Here is an 18,232-nt window from a genome sequence, read left to right on the forward strand (position 1 = left end):
AAATGTCTTCTACATCTTTTTCTTCTATACGATCCCAATCGACACAAGCTATTACATCAAATACTCAAGTATCCATGAAAGAAGGACAAGTTGTTCACGGAACCATTAAAAAGTTGTTTCCAAACCAAACGGCAGAAGTACAGATTGGAAATCAAAAGGTAATTGCAAAACTTGAAACTCCACTAAAAGCGGGAGATGCTCATTTTTTTCAAGTGACCAAATCAGAGCCTGAACTGCAATTAAAAGTAGTATCAGGACCTTTGACCCAAGGAAACTCATTGGCTCAACAAGCGCAGCAACTTTTGCAAGTGATGAATTTAACTAAAACTACAGAAATGCAAGCAGTCGTTCAATTTTATCTGAAAGAACAATTACCAATTTCAAAAGACTTATTACTCCAAGTTGAACAATTATTAAAGCAACTTCCTTCAAACTCGACTATGAATGAAGGGTTAGAAGCAATCCGCAAGATGACGGAGTTGAAATTCCCTTTAACGCAACAAATAGTTGAATCTGTATTAAGCGGGAAGTCTACAAATGGTTTACAAACACTTATTCAGGATTTCAAAGTTGCATTACGAGAGGATATTTCTGTTTCTTCCAGTATAAAAAACAATATACTTCAGACTTTGCAAAAAATAGCAGAGCCATTTGGAGAGCCTGTTGCAGGAGCGTTGATAGGAAAACTAATAGAAAATTTACAAAATCCACAAATAAGCATGGGTACTAAGTTCCCTTTGCTGCAAGCGTTAAAAGAAGCAGAAGTCTTGCCAACTACAGCATCGTTGAATAACATTACTCCACAATCAATTTCGGCATCATTACCCAATTCCGCCGGGGAGATAATGACTAAGCTAAAACATGCGCCAGGCATTGAACGAAATTTAATCATTACACAACTACGAGACTGGGTAGGCACACAACCTTTGTTAACGACCGAACAAAAAGAACAAATATTATCTTTACTAAAAGATAATGGGCAGCCAATACAAACTTCGACGGTGAATAACGCACTAGTGCAAGTATTTGCAGAGCAAAGCCAGCAAGCTATCTTCTTAAAAGATGCAAATGACCTGACCGCTAAAGAACATTTACTATCCTTACTAGGTAAAGGCGCAAACCCTGACTTAGTTAGTCAAACGCTTCAACAGGTCATTTCGTTAAGTAAGAATAGTGCACAAACAACTTTCTCTACTTTACTACAACAATCGGAAGAACAAGTACTTAATCAGTTAGATGGAAAAGCATTTGAGCATGCCATGAAAGAAGTATTGAAAAATCTTGGATTTAGTTACGAAGCAAAAATTAACCATCAAAATGAAGATGTAAAAAAACTAGCTGTCGAGTTAAAACCACAGCTAGTGGAGTTAATTCAAAATCAAACTATCTCTTCTCCACTAAAAGATCATGCGAATTTACTATTAAATCGCATGAATGGCTTGCAAATGCTATCAAATGAAAATGGACCTCAGCATCAGTTGTTAATGCAAATTCCGCTAGAATTTCTGGGAAAGAAAATGGATGCTACGCTTGAATGGAATGGACGAATGAAAGAAAATGGAAAAATTGATTCAGATTTTGCGAGAATTATGTTTTATTTACAATTGGACGCTTTAAAAGAAACAGTAGTGGACATGCAAGTTCAAAACCGAGTTGTCACGATCTCCTTATACAATAATGATGCCAGCTTAAAACCAATAGCGAACGCGTTGAAAGATCCACTAAAAGAAGGGCTTTTGACAGTAGGGTATAAACTATCTGGTGTTTTTATGAAGACCTTTGACGAGCATAAACTTTCCTCGCAATTAAACTCAAAATTACTTTCGAAAGAATCACAGGGAGTAGACATACGAATATGACAGATGAAAAACATGCACGAAAAGAAGCGGTTGCTTTAAGTTATAAACCAGGTATTATACAAGCACCAACGGTTGTAGCGAAAGGGAAAGGGAAAATAGCTGAAAATATTTTACTCAAGGCAAAAGAGCATAATGTGCCGATTCAAGAGGATCCAAGTTTAGTAGAACTTCTGGGGCAATTGGATATTAATCAATCTATTCCGGAAGAGTTGTATCAGGCGGTAGCTGAGGTGTTTTCATTCGTTTATAAATTGGATAAAGAAAAAAGTAAAAACACCACTTCTGTTGATTTGGACTAACCTAAAATAGTGAGACAATATAAAACACTTGTAGGAAAAACGTAAAATTCTCCATTTGCTCTTGTACGATTTCGGTTCGGTTTGAACGAAATGATCACCACTTCATTACCGTTGATTTATTGAGGATATTTGTCCGTCGCTTACGTACAATGTTCAAGAGAAAAATGCTTTTTTGTAAAATGAGAGAATAGCTAACGTTCTATGGAGGTTGCAAGTTTCCGAAGATCCAATTTCGGGACCTCTATACTTTTTTATAATGCATTCCTTGCTTATTTATGAAAAGAAATGCTAGTCGTATGGAGGTGCTGTGTAAGAAAGTGACACTTGCTTTTAAATCGAGAAGGCGGAAACACTTTAGAGAAGGGCTAAGCAGCCAAAATTTCATCTTTGGATGCTTTTGTATGAATAGGAAAGTGGCTATTCTTTGATTCCCAAAAGCTATGACACTTCGCTTTTTTGTGTCTTTGGAGAGCGACGGACGAACGACTACCACACAATTACCGAAAAAAAATGTGGAGGGTTGCGACTAAGTCACATCCCTCCACATCCAGAAATCTCGGTAATAGTGTAATGATCGTTTAGTCCAAATCAACCCAAAAGAGACTATATACCTAGTAACTAGTGTCTTATCACCAATTTAACTAGTAATTTACTAGATACTTTTGGTTAAATAATACATATGTAAAAACACAAGTTCAAACTCTTTATTTCGACAAGGTATCCGAATATTCGCAGTTTAATAGAAATACTGTACTTTTGTAGACAAGATGTGACTGTTTTATTACAATGGGGTAGGTAGTAAATTACTGGACATAAGTTTGATTGGAGGATGTAAAATGAATATCCATGAATATCAAGGTAAACAACTCCTCAGACAATATGGCGTAGCAGTTTCTAACGGGATTGTAGCTTTCTCACCTGAAGAGGCAGTTAAAGCAGCGAAAGAGTTAGGCTCAAGCGTTATTGTTGTTAAAGCACAAATTCACGCAGGTGGTCGTGGTAAAGCTGGTGGGGTAAAAATCGCGAAAAATTTAGATGAAGTACGTGAATACGCGAAGGAACTATTAGGAAAAGTGTTAGTTACACACCAAACTGGTCCTGAAGGTAAAGAAATTAAACGTTTACTGATCGAAGAAGGTAGCGATATCAAGAAGGAATATTATGTAGGTTTAGTATTAGACCGTGCAACTTCTCGTGTAACTTTAATGGGCTCTGAAGAGGGCGGTATGGATATCGAAGAAGTAGCAGCAAATAATCCTGAGAAATTATTCTACGAAGAAATCGATCCAGTTGTAGGCTTAACAGGCTTCCAAGCTCGTCGTATGGCTTTTAAAATGAATATACCAGCTAAACTTGTAAACAAAGCAGCTAAGTTCATGCTTGGTTTATATCAAGTTTATAAAGAAAAAGATGCTTCTATTGTTGAAATTAATCCGTTAGTAGTTACTAACGATGACAACGTATTAGCACTTGATGCAAAATTCAACTTCGATGCAAATGCTTTATATCGTCATGCTGATATTCTTGAAATGCGTGATTATGATGAAGAAGATGCAAAAGAAATCGAAGCTTCTAAATATGACTTAAGCTATATTTCTTTAGATGGAAATATCGGTTGTATGGTTAATGGAGCAGGACTAGCTATGGCAACAATGGATACGATTAGCTATTACGGCGGTTCACCCGCAAACTTCCTTGACGTTGGGGGCGGTGCTACAGCTGAAAAAGTAACGGAAGCATTCAAAATCATTCTTTCAGATGTAAACGTAAAAGGTATTTTCGTTAATATCTTTGGTGGTATCATGAAATGTGACGTAATCGCAGAAGGTGTTATTATTGCTGCGAAAGAAGTTGGTCTTGCTGTGCCGTTAGTAGTACGTTTAGAAGGTACGAATGTTGACTTAGGTAAAAAATTATTAAATGAATCTGGCTTAAATATTATTGCTGCTGACTCTATGGCAGACGGTGCTCAAAAAATCGTTAATCTTGTAGGATAAGAAAGGCAGGGACATAAAATGGGCGTATATATTAATAAGGATACGAAAGTAATCGTTCAAGGAATTACGGGCTCAACTGCTCTTTTCCATACAAAACAAATGCTTGAATATGGTACTAAGATCGTTGCTGGGGTTACACCTGGTAAAGGTGGTACTGAAGTTGAAGGCGTACCAGTTTTTAATACAGTAGAAGACGCTGTAAAAGCAACTGGCGCAAACGTTTCTGTCATCTATGTACCAGCTCCTTTTGCTGCTGATGCAATTATGGAAGCGGTAGATGCTGAACTAGATATGACAATCTGTATAACAGAACATATCCCAGTACTAGACATGGTTAACGTGAAACGTTACATGGAAGGTAAGAAAACTCGTTTAGTTGGACCAAACTGCCCAGGTGTTATTACTGCAGATGAATGTAAAATTGGTATTATGCCAGGATATATTCATACAAAAGGTCATGTAGGTGTTGTATCCCGTTCTGGTACATTGACTTATGAAGCTGTTCATCAGTTAACGCAAGCTGGTATTGGACAAACAACTGCTGTAGGTATTGGTGGAGATCCAGTAAATGGAACTAACTTTATCGATGCTTTAACTGCATTCAATGCAGATGAAGAAACATACGCAGTTGTTATGATTGGTGAAATTGGTGGTACTGCTGAAGAAGAAGCAGCGGCATGGATCAAAGCTAATATGACAAAACCTGTAATTGGATTCATCGGTGGTCAAACAGCTCCAGAAGGAAAACGTATGGGTCACGCTGGTGCAATTATCTCAGGTGGTCAAGGTACTGCTGAAGGTAAAATTAAAGCAATGAAAGAAGCAGGAATGAAAGTTGCTGCTACACCATCTGTAATCGGTGAAACTTTAATTGAAGCAATTAAAGAAGCAGGTCTTTACGACGCTTGTAAAACACATTAATATAAAGGTACGGCTCACTGATAGGTGATTGGACTAACCTAAAATACTGAGACAATATAAAACACCTTCGGTAATGGTACACTTAAAACAAGTACTTAAATCGGAGGTGTTTTTGCATGGGCAAAAACGTGTATACAAGCGAGATTAAATGGGCAGTCGTCAAAGAAAAAATGAGTGGTAAACTAACAACGAAAGAAATTATGGAGAAATACGGAATTAAGAATAAATCTCAAGTTGAGACATGGATGAGATGGTATAGAGCGAATGAAATTCATCGTTTTGACCAACCGATTGGGAAACAATATACGTTTGGGCATGGGCCTGATTTTAAAAGTGAAGAAGAGAAGAAAGATACGCAGATGAACCATTTAAAAATGGAGAATGAGATTCTAAAAAAGTATTTGGAAATGATAAAGGAGTTGAAAAACACATAGTTCTTCAAATCGTGGAAAAGTTCCGGAAAAACTATACAGTAAGTGTCATTTTATCAGCCTTAGAAATACCACGTTCCAGCTTTTATCGTTGGTTAGCTGAAGGTGTTGAGAAGATTTTAACCTTAGCAGAAGAAGCAATCATCGAACTATGCAAGAAAACGAAATACCGCAATGGTCATCGTAAAATAAAGGCGTTATTGAAAAGAGATTATGGAATTAAATTAGACCGCAATACCGTTCAGAAAACCATGCAAAAGTTTCATCTTCAATGCAAAGTAAAGCAAAAAAGAAAATGGAAATCTCAAGGTGAGTCAGTAGTAATTGCCCCAAATGTATTGAATCGTAACTTTATAGCTAGTAAACCGAACGAAAAATGGGTAACGGATATTACGTATATTCAATATGGTAGCGTCACATTATATCTTTCGACGATCATGGATTTATATAACAATGAAATTGTCACTTATAAGCTTTATAATCACCAACAGACTCCGTTAGTCATGGATACGTTGCGTGAAGCGTTAATAGCTCGCGGAAACCCCCAAGGAGTTATTGTTCATTCTGATCAAGGAAGTGTCTATACATCGTATGCTTATCAAAATGCCTTGAAGGAAAACCATTTAGTTAGCAGTATGTCCAGACGTGGAAACTGTTGGGATAATGCAGTAATTGAGTCCTTTCATTCTAGTTTAAAAACAGAAGAGTTTAGCCTAGCCAAGTTTAATTCATTAAGTAATGTCAGTGTTGTGCAAAGAATTGACGAGTATATTCATCATTACAATGAAGAACGGATCCAAGAAAAATTAGGCTACCTTACGCCAAAAGAATTTGGCATTGCGGCAGCCTAAAAAGGTGTTTTATATGTGTCTCATATCGCTAGGTCAGTTCAGATGCCGTACCTTTTTTTAAAATAGGAGGGAAGTAATGAATCATACAGATGAACGATGGATGAACCGTTTTCTAGCCTTGCACTATGTATTTCCAGTTCCTTTAAACAAAATCGAACCGCTAATTGAGTTTGATCCCACCTTATTCCGATTAGCAAAAATGCAAACGAATAAACTTTCAGAGATTCTAAAGATTTCACAAAAACGTGCAATACAACTGAAAGAAATGTATCTGAAATTTGTAGAAACCCCATTTCTACAAATCTATGAAAAACATCAAATAACCCCAATTATATATACCAATCCCAATTATCCATTAAGTTTAAAAAATCTCTATGATCCACCTGCAGTCCTATATGTTAAAGGCGATATTAGTCTTTTAAATGTGGCAAAAAAAATAGCAATAATCGGGTCCAGAGATGCTACGGAGTACTCTGAAAATAGTATAAAATTGATATTACCTCCATTGATAGAACAAAATTTCGTTATCGTAAGTGGTCTTGCAAAAGGAGCGGATACGATGGCACATGAAATCACTATCCAACTCGGAGGGAAAACAATTGCCGTACTAGGTACGGGGTTATTCCATACTTATCCAAAAGAAAATGAAGGATTAGCAGAAAGAATGTCGAAAAATCATTTATTAGTGACAGAATATCCTCCTTATATAACACCTAAAAAGTGGAACTTTCCAATGAGAAATCGGATAATCAGTGGGTTATCACAAGGAGTTGTTATTACAGAAGCAAAAGAGAAGAGTGGAACAGTTTCTACAATGGAACATGCTTTGGAAAATGGAAAAGAAATATTCGCTATTCCAGGCGCAATAGATTCACCACTATCTGCAGGACCACATTTGCTTATTTTAGAAGGAGCAAAGCCTATTTGGAACGGATATCAAATTCTTGAAGAATTATGTGATAATGAACAAATAAACAATTAAATAAATGAAAAGCCTTGCATTTATAAGGAATCTGGTATACATTTTGCAACAGGTATTTGTTTTGTAGCTTAAAGCGAGTTACCTTCTATAAGGAGGCACATTTATGTCGGATTATTTAGTAATAGTGGAATCGCCAGCAAAGGCAAAGACAATTGAACGGTATTTAGGAAAAAAATATAAAGTAAAGGCATCCATCGGTCATGTAATCGATTTACCAAGAAGTAAAATGGGTGTAGATGTTGAAAATGACTATGAACCAAAATATATTACTATACGAGGAAAAGGCCCTGTATTACAAGATTTAAAAAAAGCTGCTAAAAAAGTGAAGAAAGTCTATCTCGCAGCTGACCCTGACAGAGAAGGGGAAGCAATTGCGTGGCATTTAGCTCAAGCATTAAACGTAGACATCGAATCGGATTGTCGTGTTGTATTTAACGAAATTACAAAAGATGCAATATTAGAATCTTTTAAACACCCAAGGCCTATTGATATGGATTTAGTAGATGCTCAGCAAGCTAGAAGAATATTAGACCGACTTGTTGGATATAACATAAGTCCTATTTTATGGAAAAAAGTAAAGAAAGGTCTTTCGGCAGGTAGAGTTCAATCTGTAGCTTTACGTTTAATTATCGATCGTGAAAATGAAATAACTAATTTTATACCGGAAGAATATTGGACAATTGAAGGGCAATTTGAAAAAGGCAAAAAGTCCTTTGATGCACTATACTACGGTTCTGAAAAAGTAAAAGTAAAACTTACGAACGAAAAAGAGGTTAAAGAAGTATTAGACGGTATGAAAGGTAAAAAGTTTGAAGTGACCAATGTGGTAAAAAAAGAGAGAAAAAGAAACCCTGCGGCATCCTTCACAACTTCTTCTCTTCAACAAGAGGCAGCAAGAAAGCTAAATTATAGAGCAAGAAAAACAATGATGCTCGCTCAACAATTATATGAAGGTATCGACTTAGGGAAAAAAGAAGGAACTGTTGGTCTAATAACTTATATGAGGACAGATTCTACAAGGATTTCGGATACCGCAAAAGCTGAAGCTCATGCGTTTATTCAAAATGAATATGGCAGCGAATACATTACATCAAGAAATGCCGAGAAACAATCTAAAAAAGCACAAGATGCACATGAAGCGGTTAGACCAACAAGTGTTTTAAGAACACCAGATCAAGTAAAAGCGATTCTATCTAAAGATCAGTACCGTTTATACAAATTGATTTGGGAGCGTTTCATCGCGAGTCAAATGGAATCTGCAATACTAGATACTGTTGCGGTAGATATGAAAAATGGAGATGCGGTGTTCCGTGCAAACGGTTCACAAGTGAAATTTCCGGGATTCATGAAAGTATATGTAGAAGGTTCTGACGATCAAACCGACGATAAAGACAAATTACTACCTGTGTTAGAGGTCGGAGATATAGTGAAATCATTAGCTATCGATCCCAAACAACATTTTACACAGCCGCCACCAAGATATTCAGAGGCAAGATTAGTAAAAACGCTTGAAGAACTGGGTATTGGTAGGCCTTCTACATATGCTCCAACTCTGGATACCATTCAAAAAAGGGGCTATGTTGCTTTAGAAACAAAACGTTTTGTACCAACAGAGCTGGGAACGATTGTTCATAAACTAGTTTTAGAATTTTTTCCTAATGTATTGAATATTGAGTTTACGGCACAAATGGAAAAAGACTTAGATAGTGTAGAAGAGGGACAAGTTAAATGGGTTCAAGTAATTGACGGGTTTTATCAAGACTTTGCGAAACATGTGGAGCATGCAGATGCTGAAATGGAGAAAATCGTCATTAAAGATGAACCAACAGGAGAAGATTGTGAAAAATGCGGCTCTCCAATGGTTTATAAATTAGGACGATTTGGCAAATTTATGGCTTGTAGTAATTTCCCAGATTGCCGGAATACGAAAGCAATTGTAAAAGAGATTGGTGTACCTTGCCCATCTTGTGGAGAAGGACAAATTGTAGAACGTAAAAGTAAAACGAAACGAATTTTTTATGGTTGTGACCGATATCCGACATGTGATTTTGTATCATGGGATAAGCCGATAAATAGACCATGTCCAAAATGTAATGATAAGTTAGTAGAAAAGAAATTGAAAAAAGGCATACAAATTCAATGTGTTTCTTGTGATTACAAAGAAGATCCACAGAGTTAATAGAAATGAGGATTTAACATGACTGAAATAGTAAACGTGATAGGTGCTGGACTTGCAGGAAGCGAGGCAGCTTGGCAAATTGCGAAGCGGGGTATAAAGGTTCGTCTTTTTGAAATGCGACCTGTTAAACAAACTCCAGCTCATCATACAGATAAATTTGCAGAACTAGTTTGTTCTAATTCGCTACGTGCAAATAATTTGACAAACGCTGTTGGTGTTATTAAAGAAGAAATGCGTATATTGGATTCTCTTATTATTCATGCTGCAGACAACAGTAGCGTGCCCGCCGGAGGTGCATTAGCTGTTGATAGACATGATTTTGCTGGAAGAGTTACGGATACGATACGTAATCATCCTTTAATTGAAATTGTAAACGAAGAAGTAACGGAAATCCCAGAAGGAATAACGGTCATTGCAACAGGGCCATTAACTTCTCCGGCTTTAGCGGAAAAAGTAAAAGATATAACAGGCCAAGCTTATTTGTACTTTTATGATGCCGCAGCTCCAATTGTGGAAAAAGACAGTATTGACATGGACAAAGTATATTTGAAATCGCGTTACGATAAAGGGGAAGCGGCTTACTTAAACTGTCCAATGACAGAAGAGGAATTCAATCGTTTTTATGACGCACTTATTGCAGCAGAGGTTGTTCCGTTAAAAGAATTTGAAAAAGAAATCTACTTCGAAGGATGTATGCCAGTAGAAGTAATGGCTGGAAGAGGTCGAAAAACATTATTATTTGGACCCATGAAGCCGGTTGGTCTCGAAGATCCAAAAACAGGAAAGCGACCATATGCAGTTGTTCAACTAAGACAAGATGATGCTGCTGGTACACTATATAATATTGTTGGATTTCAAACGCATTTAAAATGGGGACCACAAAAAGAAGTATTGCAACTAATACCGGGTCTAGAAAACGTAGAGATTGTTCGATATGGTGTTATGCATCGTAATACGTTCATTAACTCACCTACTGTACTACAACCAACTTACCAACTAAAAGCAAACCAACAAATTTTCTTTGCAGGTCAGATGACTGGTGTGGAAGGATATGTAGAGTCTGCGGGGAGTGGTTTACTTGCTGGCATTAATGCGGCTAGATTTGTAAAAGGGGAAGAATTAATCGTATTCCCGAGCGAAACAGCTCTAGGTAGTATGGCTAGATATATTACAGAAGCAAATCCGAAAAATTTTCAACCAATGAATATTAACTTTGGCCTATTCCCAGAGCTCCAACCAAAAGTTAGAGATAAAAAATTGAGAACCGAGCAATTAGCAAATCGCGCATTAAAAACAATTCAAAATTTTGTGATAAATGAATCGATTTAATTGCTTTAAGCCTCTAAAACTTGATATACTTTTAGAGGCTTTTACTATGGAAAGAGAATTGGAGTTGTTCGAATGATTGGATTAATTGAATTACATTCATTTATTGATTATATTCAATTAGAGAAAAATTACTCAAATCTTACAGTCCATGAGTACGACAAAGATATTGAACAGTTTTTACTTTTTCTAGAAAGAGAAGGTGTAAGTCATTTAAATGAAGTAGAATATGTTCACGCGCGATTATTTGTTACAACTCTTTATGAAAAAAAATTAGCGAGAACTTCTATTTCAAGAAAGATTTCATCCGTTCGTTCTTTTTACAAGTTTTTACACAAAGAATACAATATAAGAGACGAAGCCTTTCAATCGTTATATCATCCGAAGAAAGAGGAGAAATTACCTCATTTCTTTTATGAGGAAGAAATGGAAAAACTGTTCGAAGCAAACAAAGGGACAGATCTACTTTCTTTGAGAAATATGGCATTACTCGAATTACTATATGCAACTGGCATTCGGGTAAGCGAACTTATTTCGATCGAAATGAGTCATATTGATAAGAGTTATGGGATTGTTCGTGTAATGGGAAAGGGAAGAAAAGAGCGGTATGTTCCTGTTGGCGATTATGCACTATTAGCAGTGGAAGAATATGTAGAAAAAAGCAGGTTTAAGTTAATGAAGTATACGTCCCACTCTTTTCTTTTTGTAAATAGCAGAGGTCATCATTTAACCACAAGTGGTGTTAGACATATTCTAAACGAAATGATAAAGAAAGCGTCTATGCACACGACAATATATCCTCATATGCTTCGACATACATTTGCTACGCATTTATTAAACAATGGTGCAGATTTAAGAAGTGTGCAAGAATTGTTAGGGCATTCCCATTTAACTTCTACTCAAATTTATACACATGTAACAAAGGAACATTTAAGAAAAACGTATATGAACGCTCATCCTAGGGCATAACCTTATTTATCAGTGCTTGTAAGCACTTGCTAAATAAGGGTATGCCTCCGGCGGATGCCACAGTTTTTGTAAAGGAGTTCATCGAGCGAGCTCGATTCATAAACTGGGCTCAAATACGCCAAGACGAATTTGATATATATTGGAGGTAATGAAATTTGGCTGGAGCTGGAATACATGCAACTACAATTTTTGCGGTAAGTCATAATGGAAGTTATGCAATGGCAGGGGACGGACAGGTCACTTTAGGTAATCAAGTTGTTATGAAGCATACCGCGAAAAAAGTTAGAAGATTATTTAATGGTAAAGTAATAGCAGGGTTTGCCGGTTCCGTTGCAGATGCTTTTACATTATTTGAAATGTTCGAAGGTAAACTATTAGAGTATAATGGGAATCTTCAGCGTGCGTCCGTTGAATTAGCAAAACAATGGAGAGGGGATAAAATGTTACGTCAACTGGAAGCAATGCTTTTAGTAATGGACAATAAAAATTTATTACTAGTTTCTGGAACTGGTGAAGTAATTGAGCCAGATGATGGTATACTTGCTATTGGCTCTGGAGGAAACTATGCATTAGCAGCAGGAAGGGCATTAAAGCAATATGCTGGGGAAAAAATGACTGCTGAAGAAATAGCAAAGGCAGCTCTAACAACTGCTGCTGATATTTGCGTATTTACAAATCATCAAATAATTGTGGAGGTATTAGGTGAATGAATGAAAATAACTTAACGCCAAAACAAATTACGGAGCACTTAAATAAATATATCGTTGGGCAAGATGCTGCAAAAAAAGCGGTAGCAGTAGCTCTTCGAAATAGATATAGAAGACAACTACTAGATGAAGATATGAAGAATGAAGTAATCCCTAAAAACATCTTAATGATTGGTCCAACTGGGGTTGGGAAAACAGAAATAGCGAGAAGAATTGCAAAGCTTACAAAAGCCCCTTTTGTAAAAGTAGAGGCGACTAAATTTACAGAAGTAGGTTATGTCGGTAGAGACGTTGAATCAATGGTAAGAGATTTAGTGGAAGCAGCTATTCGAATTGTGAAAGAAGAGAAAATGGAAGAAGTGAAAGATCAGGCAATACGATTAGCGAATGATGCTATTGTAAAGCTTCTTGTTCCTTCGTTAAAGAAAAAGAGTGCCAGCCAAAATCCGTTCGAAGCATTATTTGGAGGAAAAGCAGATGATGAACACCAAGATAATGATGATACGGAAGTTCGTATAAAAAGATCACAAATTGCAGAAGATTTAAGAGATGGAAAACTAGAAGAAGAAATTGTTACAGTAGAAGTTACAGAACAAGCTCCATCTATCTTTGACGCACTTCAAGGCGGCGGGATGGAGAGTATGGGGATGAATATGCAAGATGCACTTTCTAGTTTAGTTCCAAAGAAAAAGAAAAAAAGAAAAATGAAAGTAAAAGATGCTCGGAAAGTATTATTGCAGGAAGAAGCGAGCAAACTAATTGATAATGATGAGTTATCTCAAATTGCGATAGAAAAAACCGAACAGACTGGAATAATATTTATTGATGAAATGGATAAAATTGCGAATAAAAGTGGTGGTAGTGCTTCTGCGGATGTTTCGCGAGAAGGCGTTCAACGCGATATTTTACCAATTGTCGAAGGTTCAACTGTGAATACGAAATATGGTGCAGTAAAAACGGATTATATCTTGTTTATTGCAGCTGGTGCTTTCCATATGTCGAAACCCTCTGATTTAATCCCTGAGCTTCAAGGTAGATTTCCGATTCGTGTAGAATTAGAAAAACTTACAAAAGAAGATTTTGTTCGAATTTTAAAAGAACCTCAACATTCTCTAACAAAACAATATGAAGCATTACTTCAAACAGAAGGTGTAACAATTTCGTTTACAGATGACTCAATTGAAAGAATTGGTGAAATAGCATATGAGGTGAATCAAGAAACGGATAATATAGGAGCTCGACGTCTTCATACGATACTCGAAAAGATCTTAGAAGAACTATCGTTTGAAGCTTCTGACATTTCTCCAGCTCATATTCAAATAACTCCTGGATATATTGACCAAAAACTTGACAATATTGTGAAGAATAAAGATTTATCGCAATTTATATTGTAATATTAAGTTTCTGCTATTCCAAAAACAATTAAAAACCTTTAGAATATTAAAAATAAATACGTAAATTAAATGGAGGAAACAACAATGAATTTATTAAGTAAAACAAGAAAGATTAACTCGATGCTCCAAGCATCTGCAGGTAAACCTGTTAATTTTAAAGAAATGGCAGCAACATTAAGCGACGTTATTGAATGTAACGCTTTCATCTTAAGCCGTAAAGGTAAACTACTAGGACATGAAGTACATCAACAAATTGAAAATGAACGTATGATTAAAATGATGGAAGAACGTCAATTCCCAGAAGATTATACAAAAAACTTATTTAGTGTTAACGAAACTTCTTCAAATTTAGATGTATACAACCAACATACAGTATTTCCTGTAGAAAATCGCGAATTATTTAAAGATGGGTTAACAACGATTGTACCGATTATCGGTGGTGGAGAACGTTTGGGTACTTTAATCCTTGGACGTTTAAAACAAGAATTCCATGATGATGATTTAATTCTTGGAGAATATGGTGCTACTGTTGTTGGGATGGAAATCTTACGTGAAAAATCAGAAGAAATTGAAGGCGAAGCAAGAAGTAAAGCTGTCGTTCAAATGGCGATAAATTCTTTATCCTATAGTGAGCTAGAAGCAATTGAGCATATTTTTGAAGAATTAGATGGAAATGAAGGCTTACTAGTAGCTTCAAAAATTGCTGACCGCGTAGGTATTACTCGTTCTGTAATTGTAAATGCTTTACGTAAGCTTGAAAGTGCTGGAGTAATTGAATCTAGATCATTAGGTATGAAAGGAACGTACATTAAAGTACTTAATGATAAATTCCTTGCAGAACTAGCTCAATTAAAATTGAAATAAGTAATAATAAAACCTCTTCTACTTTTGTAGAAGAGGTTTTTTCATGAAAAGAATGAATATATATTTTTTATGACATGAACAGGTTTATTTCCGCCGCAGGCTGACGCTTGCTAGTCAAGCAAGCATCAAGCCCTTTCGCGCAGCTTTAGTACAGGATCATGATTTGCTTGCTAATCCCCTAGAAATCGCCGCCTTCCGCACCTGTACTTATCTAGAAGAAGTCTCTTGCTCCTGCGGTTACTCGTCGCAGAAAGTATTTGCTTCCGATCTCGGATAAGTAAGAATTGGTCTCGCCACTGAGTAAAATGTTTTCTGGTACAACACGTTTGGTATCAAAATGTCATTTAGTGTAAAAAAATGCTCCGTCTAAGATAAAACAATAATAATTTCAAAAATAAATAATTCCTTTTTTTTGAAAATTTATACGAATTAGTATGTATGCATTATGAATTATGACTTTTCGACATTTTATTTAGAAAAAGATCGAAAAAAAAGGAAAAATGACCTATGAAATAAAAAAAAAGAGAATAGACACTATGTTACATTTTCATTACAATTAGATTATTATGATTTTCGTAGAATATTATTAAAATTTTTACCTTTAAGAAATAAAAGAGGTGTAATAATTGGGTATTTTTGGAGGAACAATTTCAAGTTTAGAACGCGGTTTAGATTTTTCAGCAATGAAACATAAAGCAATCGCACAAAATATTGCAAATGTCGACACGCCAAATTATAAAGCGAAGAGTGTTAATTTCAAGAATTTCTTGTCTGATGCCAAACATTCGACAATTTCCGCATATCGCACGAATGAAAAACATTTTAACTTTCAAATGAACACAAGTTCACCAGGTGTTAATAATTATGCTGATTTTCAATATAGTCAGAATGGTAATGGAGTAGACATGGATAAAGAGCAAGCGAATCTAGCGACAAACCAAATCTATTATAATGCATTGGTTGACCGGATGAGCAGCAAGTTAAATACTTTGCAATCTGTCATTAAAGGAGGTCGCTAAATTTGTCGATTTTTCACGGAATGAATACTACTGCTTCCGCTTTAACTGCTCAACGTCTTCGCATGGATGTCATCTCTTCTAATATGGCGAATGTAGATACTACTAGGTCTAAGCTAGTCAATGGTGAATGGCAAGCATATAGAAGAAAAACCGTTACATTTCAACCTCTTGAAGGACAATTCTCAAATTTTTTAAATGTAGCTAAAGGTAATCAGGGAGTTGGAAATGGCGTCAAAGTAGCGAGTATTAATGAAGATTTGGAAACCCCACTTAAGTTAGTTTATGATCCAACACATATTGATGCGAACGCAGAGGGTTATGTAGAAATGCCGAATGTAGACCCATTGAGGGAAATGGTAGATTTAATCTCTGCAACTCGTTCTTATGAAGCGAATGTAACCGTATTTAATGCCAATAAAGCAATGCTTACTAAAGCTTTAGAGATTGGTAAATAGAAATGAAAGAGGGTCAAGCAAGATATGGCAATAGAGTCTATTTCGTTATTTAATATAGCCCAAATTAATCCGGCATCATCTACTCCGAAAGCAAGTGTATCAGAAGCCCAACACAACTTTGGTGATTTTCTTAAAAGTGCAATTGAATCCGTCAATCAAGATCAAAAAGCTTCCGATGTCTTAACTGATAAGTTAGTCCGCGGGGAAGACGTAGAATTGCATGACATAATGATTGCTTCACAAAAAGCAAGCATTACTTTAAATACTACATTAGAAATTAGAAACAAAGTTGTAGAAGCATATCAAGAAATAATGCGTATGCCTGTATAAATCCTCGGTTATTCTTAAATATCGAGTAAAAATATTCACCATAGCCGGAGGATACAAATGAATGAACGTATAAAGAAAGTCACTAGTGATATCTCTGCTTTTTGGACTAGCAGAACAAAAGCGCAAAAAGGAACCATGATCGGGAGTACGGTTGCCGTTATTCTTATTGCTGCATTCATAACTTACTTTTCGACAAGAACTGATTTTGTGCCTTTGTACACCGATGTCGCGCCGTCTGAAGTAGGGCGTATTAAAGAAACACTAGATGCCCAAGGCGTCCAAAATAAAATAGCTCCTGGTGGAACAACTATTTTAGTTCCTTCTGATCAAGTGGATTCATTATTAGTCCAACTTGCCGCAGATGGATTTCCACAATCAGGTATGATTGATTACAGCTTCTTTTCTCAAAATGCTGGTTTCGGTATGACCGATAATGAGTTTAATGTGTTGAAATTAGCTTCTACTCAAACGGAGCTTGCTAATTTGATCAAAGGTATAAAAGGAGTGAAAGATGCAAAAGTAATGATTTCATTGCCACAAGAGAGCGTCTTTCTATCTCAAAGCAATGGAAAAGCTAGTGCTTCAATTGTATTAAATACAGAGCCAGGTTATCAATTCACAGATGCACAGATTCAGTCTTTATATAACTTAGTGTCGAAGTCTGTTCCGAATTTATCGACTGAGGATATAGTCATAACAAATCAATATTTTGAGTACTTCGATCTTCAAACGGCAAGCTCCCATACAACAGGAGCGAACGCTGGTGATCAAATGTCCATTAAGAAATCAATCGAGCGGGACCTACAAAGACAAGTACAAACCATGTTGAGCACATTAATGGGACCAGATAAGGTAGTCGTTTCTGTTACAACTGATATTGATTTCAAACAAGAGAATCGAGAAGAAAACTTAGTAGAACCAGTAGATGTAGAAAATATGTCTGGTATTCAAATTAGCGCACAACATATTTCCGAAACATTTACAGGAACGAATCCAGTTGCCGGTGGTACACCGCAAGCAGAAGATGCAACAGATAACTTTACCAACTATGTAGCAGGTTCAAATGCAAATGGTGACTATGAAAGGAAGGAAGATACTCTAAATAGTGACGTCAATCGAATTCGAAAGGAAATCGTAGAAAGTCCTTATAAAATTAGAGATATCGGCATCCAAGTGATGGTGGAACCTCCTAATCCAAAAGATATTACATCGATGCCGAATGGAGTGCAAGGTGATATTGAACAAATTCTTGCAACTATTATTCGAACATCCATTGATAAAGGAGAAGCTGGAGATTTAACTGAACAACAATTGAAAGAAAAAATTGTTGTCTCTGTACAACCGTTTAATGGTAAAGCGAGTATGGTTACGGGAACGAGTCCTGTAATTCCATGGTGGGTTTATGTAATTGGTGGAATTCTATTAGTTGCAGTTATTCTATTAGTAATCTTTATTATTCGTTCTCGACGAAACGAAGAGGAAGAACTAGAAATACTAGAAGAGCAGCGAGAAGAACTGAAAATTGAAGATATAAATGATGAAAAAGAAACAGAAGCTACGTTAAGACGTAAACAACTTGAAAAAATGGCCAAAGATAAGCCAGAAGATTTCGCTAAATTGTTGCGAACTTGGATAGCAGAGGATTGATG

General features: G+C 36.2%; 16 protein-coding genes. All 16 read left to right on the forward strand.

The features are described from left to right. The first annotated feature begins 2 nt into the window (after window positions 1-2). The 16 genes from PB01_RS06540 (at window position 3) to fliF (ending at window position 18,230) form a co-directional block, all read left to right on the forward strand. Window positions 3-1,859, forward strand: a complete 1,857-nt coding sequence (locus PB01_RS06540; RefSeq protein WP_151699456.1) for a hypothetical protein — start codon at window positions 3-5, stop codon at window positions 1,857-1,859. After that, window positions 1,856-2,158 carry an EscU/YscU/HrcU family type III secretion system export apparatus switch protein gene (locus tag PB01_RS06545; RefSeq protein ID WP_151699457.1) on the forward strand — a complete coding sequence of 101 codons (303 nt, stop codon included), beginning with the start codon at window positions 1,856-1,858 and terminating at the stop codon, window positions 2,156-2,158. The genes PB01_RS06540 and PB01_RS06545 overlap by 4 nt, the downstream gene beginning before the upstream one ends. Window positions 2,159-2,994: 836 nt before the next feature. Further along, the gene (gene sucC / locus PB01_RS06550) at window positions 2,995-4,155 is read left to right on the forward strand and encodes an ADP-forming succinate--CoA ligase subunit beta (RefSeq protein WP_151699458.1); all 1,161 of its coding nucleotides are present in this window, start codon (window positions 2,995-2,997) and stop codon (window positions 4,153-4,155) included. Between the two features lie 18 nt (window positions 4,156-4,173). Next, on the forward strand, window positions 4,174-5,076 hold the full coding sequence (gene sucD, locus PB01_RS06555) for a succinate--CoA ligase subunit alpha (RefSeq protein WP_151699459.1): 903 nt from the start codon (window positions 4,174-4,176) through the stop codon (window positions 5,074-5,076). A gap of 116 nt (window positions 5,077-5,192) precedes the next feature. Continuing rightward, window positions 5,193-6,358 (forward strand): IS3 family transposase gene (locus PB01_RS06560; protein WP_151698809.1). Its coding sequence is split into 2 segments (ribosomal slippage): window positions 5,193-5,469 and window positions 5,469-6,358, totalling 1,167 coding nucleotides; the frame shifts between segments, so codons are not numbered across the junction. 76 nt (window positions 6,359-6,434) lie between these two features. Beyond that, window positions 6,435-7,340: a DNA-processing protein DprA gene (gene dprA / locus PB01_RS06565; protein ID WP_151699460.1), complete on the forward strand. Its 906-nt coding sequence runs from the start codon at window positions 6,435-6,437 to the stop codon at window positions 7,338-7,340. Window positions 7,341-7,443: 103 nt separating this feature from the next. Then, a complete protein-coding gene (topA, locus tag PB01_RS06570) occupies window positions 7,444-9,519 on the forward strand; it encodes a type I DNA topoisomerase (protein WP_151699461.1) in 2,076 nt (691 codons plus the stop codon). 18 nt (window positions 9,520-9,537) lie between these two features. After that, window positions 9,538-10,848 carry an FADH(2)-oxidizing methylenetetrahydrofolate--tRNA-(uracil(54)-C(5))-methyltransferase TrmFO gene (gene trmFO / locus PB01_RS06575; protein ID WP_151699462.1) on the forward strand — a complete coding sequence of 437 codons (1,311 nt, stop codon included), beginning with the start codon at window positions 9,538-9,540 and terminating at the stop codon, window positions 10,846-10,848. A 72-nt stretch (window positions 10,849-10,920) separates the two neighbouring features. Beyond that, window positions 10,921-11,814 (forward strand): tyrosine recombinase XerC, encoded by an 894-nt coding sequence (gene xerC / locus PB01_RS06580; protein WP_151699463.1) that lies wholly within the window; start codon window positions 10,921-10,923, stop codon window positions 11,812-11,814. A 155-nt stretch (window positions 11,815-11,969) separates the two neighbouring features. Then, window positions 11,970-12,524, forward strand: a complete 555-nt coding sequence (gene hslV, locus PB01_RS06585; RefSeq protein WP_225986187.1) for an ATP-dependent protease subunit HslV — start codon at window positions 11,970-11,972, stop codon at window positions 12,522-12,524. Then, window positions 12,521-13,915 (forward strand): ATP-dependent protease ATPase subunit HslU, encoded by a 1,395-nt coding sequence (gene hslU / locus PB01_RS06590; protein WP_151699464.1) that lies wholly within the window; start codon window positions 12,521-12,523, stop codon window positions 13,913-13,915. The genes hslV and hslU overlap by 4 nt, the downstream gene beginning before the upstream one ends. An 84-nt stretch (window positions 13,916-13,999) precedes the next feature. Further along, a complete protein-coding gene (codY, locus tag PB01_RS06595; protein WP_151699465.1) occupies window positions 14,000-14,779 on the forward strand; it encodes a GTP-sensing pleiotropic transcriptional regulator CodY in 780 nt (259 codons plus the stop codon). Between the two features lie 626 nt (window positions 14,780-15,405). Further along, window positions 15,406-15,798: a flagellar basal body rod protein FlgB gene (flgB, locus tag PB01_RS06600; protein ID WP_151699466.1), complete on the forward strand. Its 393-nt coding sequence runs from the start codon at window positions 15,406-15,408 to the stop codon at window positions 15,796-15,798. Window positions 15,799-15,800: 2 nt separating this feature from the next. Beyond that, window positions 15,801-16,253 (forward strand): flagellar basal body rod protein FlgC, encoded by a 453-nt coding sequence (gene flgC, locus PB01_RS06605; protein WP_151699467.1) that lies wholly within the window; start codon window positions 15,801-15,803, stop codon window positions 16,251-16,253. Window positions 16,254-16,277: 24 nt separating this feature from the next. Beyond that, entirely contained in the window at window positions 16,278-16,583 is a 306-nt protein-coding gene (gene fliE, locus PB01_RS06610; protein ID WP_151699468.1) for a flagellar hook-basal body complex protein FliE, read from the forward strand. A gap of 57 nt (window positions 16,584-16,640) precedes the next feature. Then, entirely contained in the window at window positions 16,641-18,230 is a 1,590-nt protein-coding gene (gene fliF / locus PB01_RS06615; RefSeq protein WP_151699469.1) for a flagellar basal-body MS-ring/collar protein FliF, read from the forward strand. Window positions 18,231-18,232 lie beyond the last annotated feature (2 nt).

Origin of the sequence: Psychrobacillus glaciei (genome assembly GCF_008973485.1) — a bacterium.
Classification (GTDB): Bacteria; Bacillota; Bacilli; order Bacillales_A; family Planococcaceae; genus Psychrobacillus; species Psychrobacillus glaciei.

What these genes read in the sequence shown, in the direction of transcription:
- PB01_RS06540 (WP_151699456.1), top strand. Translation starts at nt 3, where the DNA reads ATGTCTTCTACATCTTTTTCTTCTATACGATCCCAATCGACACAAGCT.
- PB01_RS06545 (WP_151699457.1), top strand. Translation starts at nt 1,856, where the DNA reads ATGACAGATGAAAAACATGCACGAAAAGAAGCGGTTGCTTTAAGTTAT.
- sucC (WP_151699458.1), top strand. Translation starts at nt 2,995, where the DNA reads ATGAATATCCATGAATATCAAGGTAAACAACTCCTCAGACAATATGGC.
- sucD (WP_151699459.1), top strand. Translation starts at nt 4,174, where the DNA reads ATGGGCGTATATATTAATAAGGATACGAAAGTAATCGTTCAAGGAATT.
- dprA (WP_151699460.1), top strand. Translation starts at nt 6,435, where the DNA reads ATGAATCATACAGATGAACGATGGATGAACCGTTTTCTAGCCTTGCAC.
- topA (WP_151699461.1), top strand. Translation starts at nt 7,444, where the DNA reads ATGTCGGATTATTTAGTAATAGTGGAATCGCCAGCAAAGGCAAAGACA.
- trmFO (WP_151699462.1), top strand. Translation starts at nt 9,538, where the DNA reads ATGACTGAAATAGTAAACGTGATAGGTGCTGGACTTGCAGGAAGCGAG.
- xerC (WP_151699463.1), top strand. Translation starts at nt 10,921, where the DNA reads ATGATTGGATTAATTGAATTACATTCATTTATTGATTATATTCAATTA.
- hslU (WP_151699464.1), top strand. Translation starts at nt 12,521, where the DNA reads ATGAATGAAAATAACTTAACGCCAAAACAAATTACGGAGCACTTAAAT.
- codY (WP_151699465.1), top strand. Translation starts at nt 14,000, where the DNA reads ATGAATTTATTAAGTAAAACAAGAAAGATTAACTCGATGCTCCAAGCA.
- fliE (WP_151699468.1), top strand. Translation starts at nt 16,278, where the DNA reads ATGGCAATAGAGTCTATTTCGTTATTTAATATAGCCCAAATTAATCCG.
- fliF (WP_151699469.1), top strand. Translation starts at nt 16,641, where the DNA reads ATGAATGAACGTATAAAGAAAGTCACTAGTGATATCTCTGCTTTTTGG.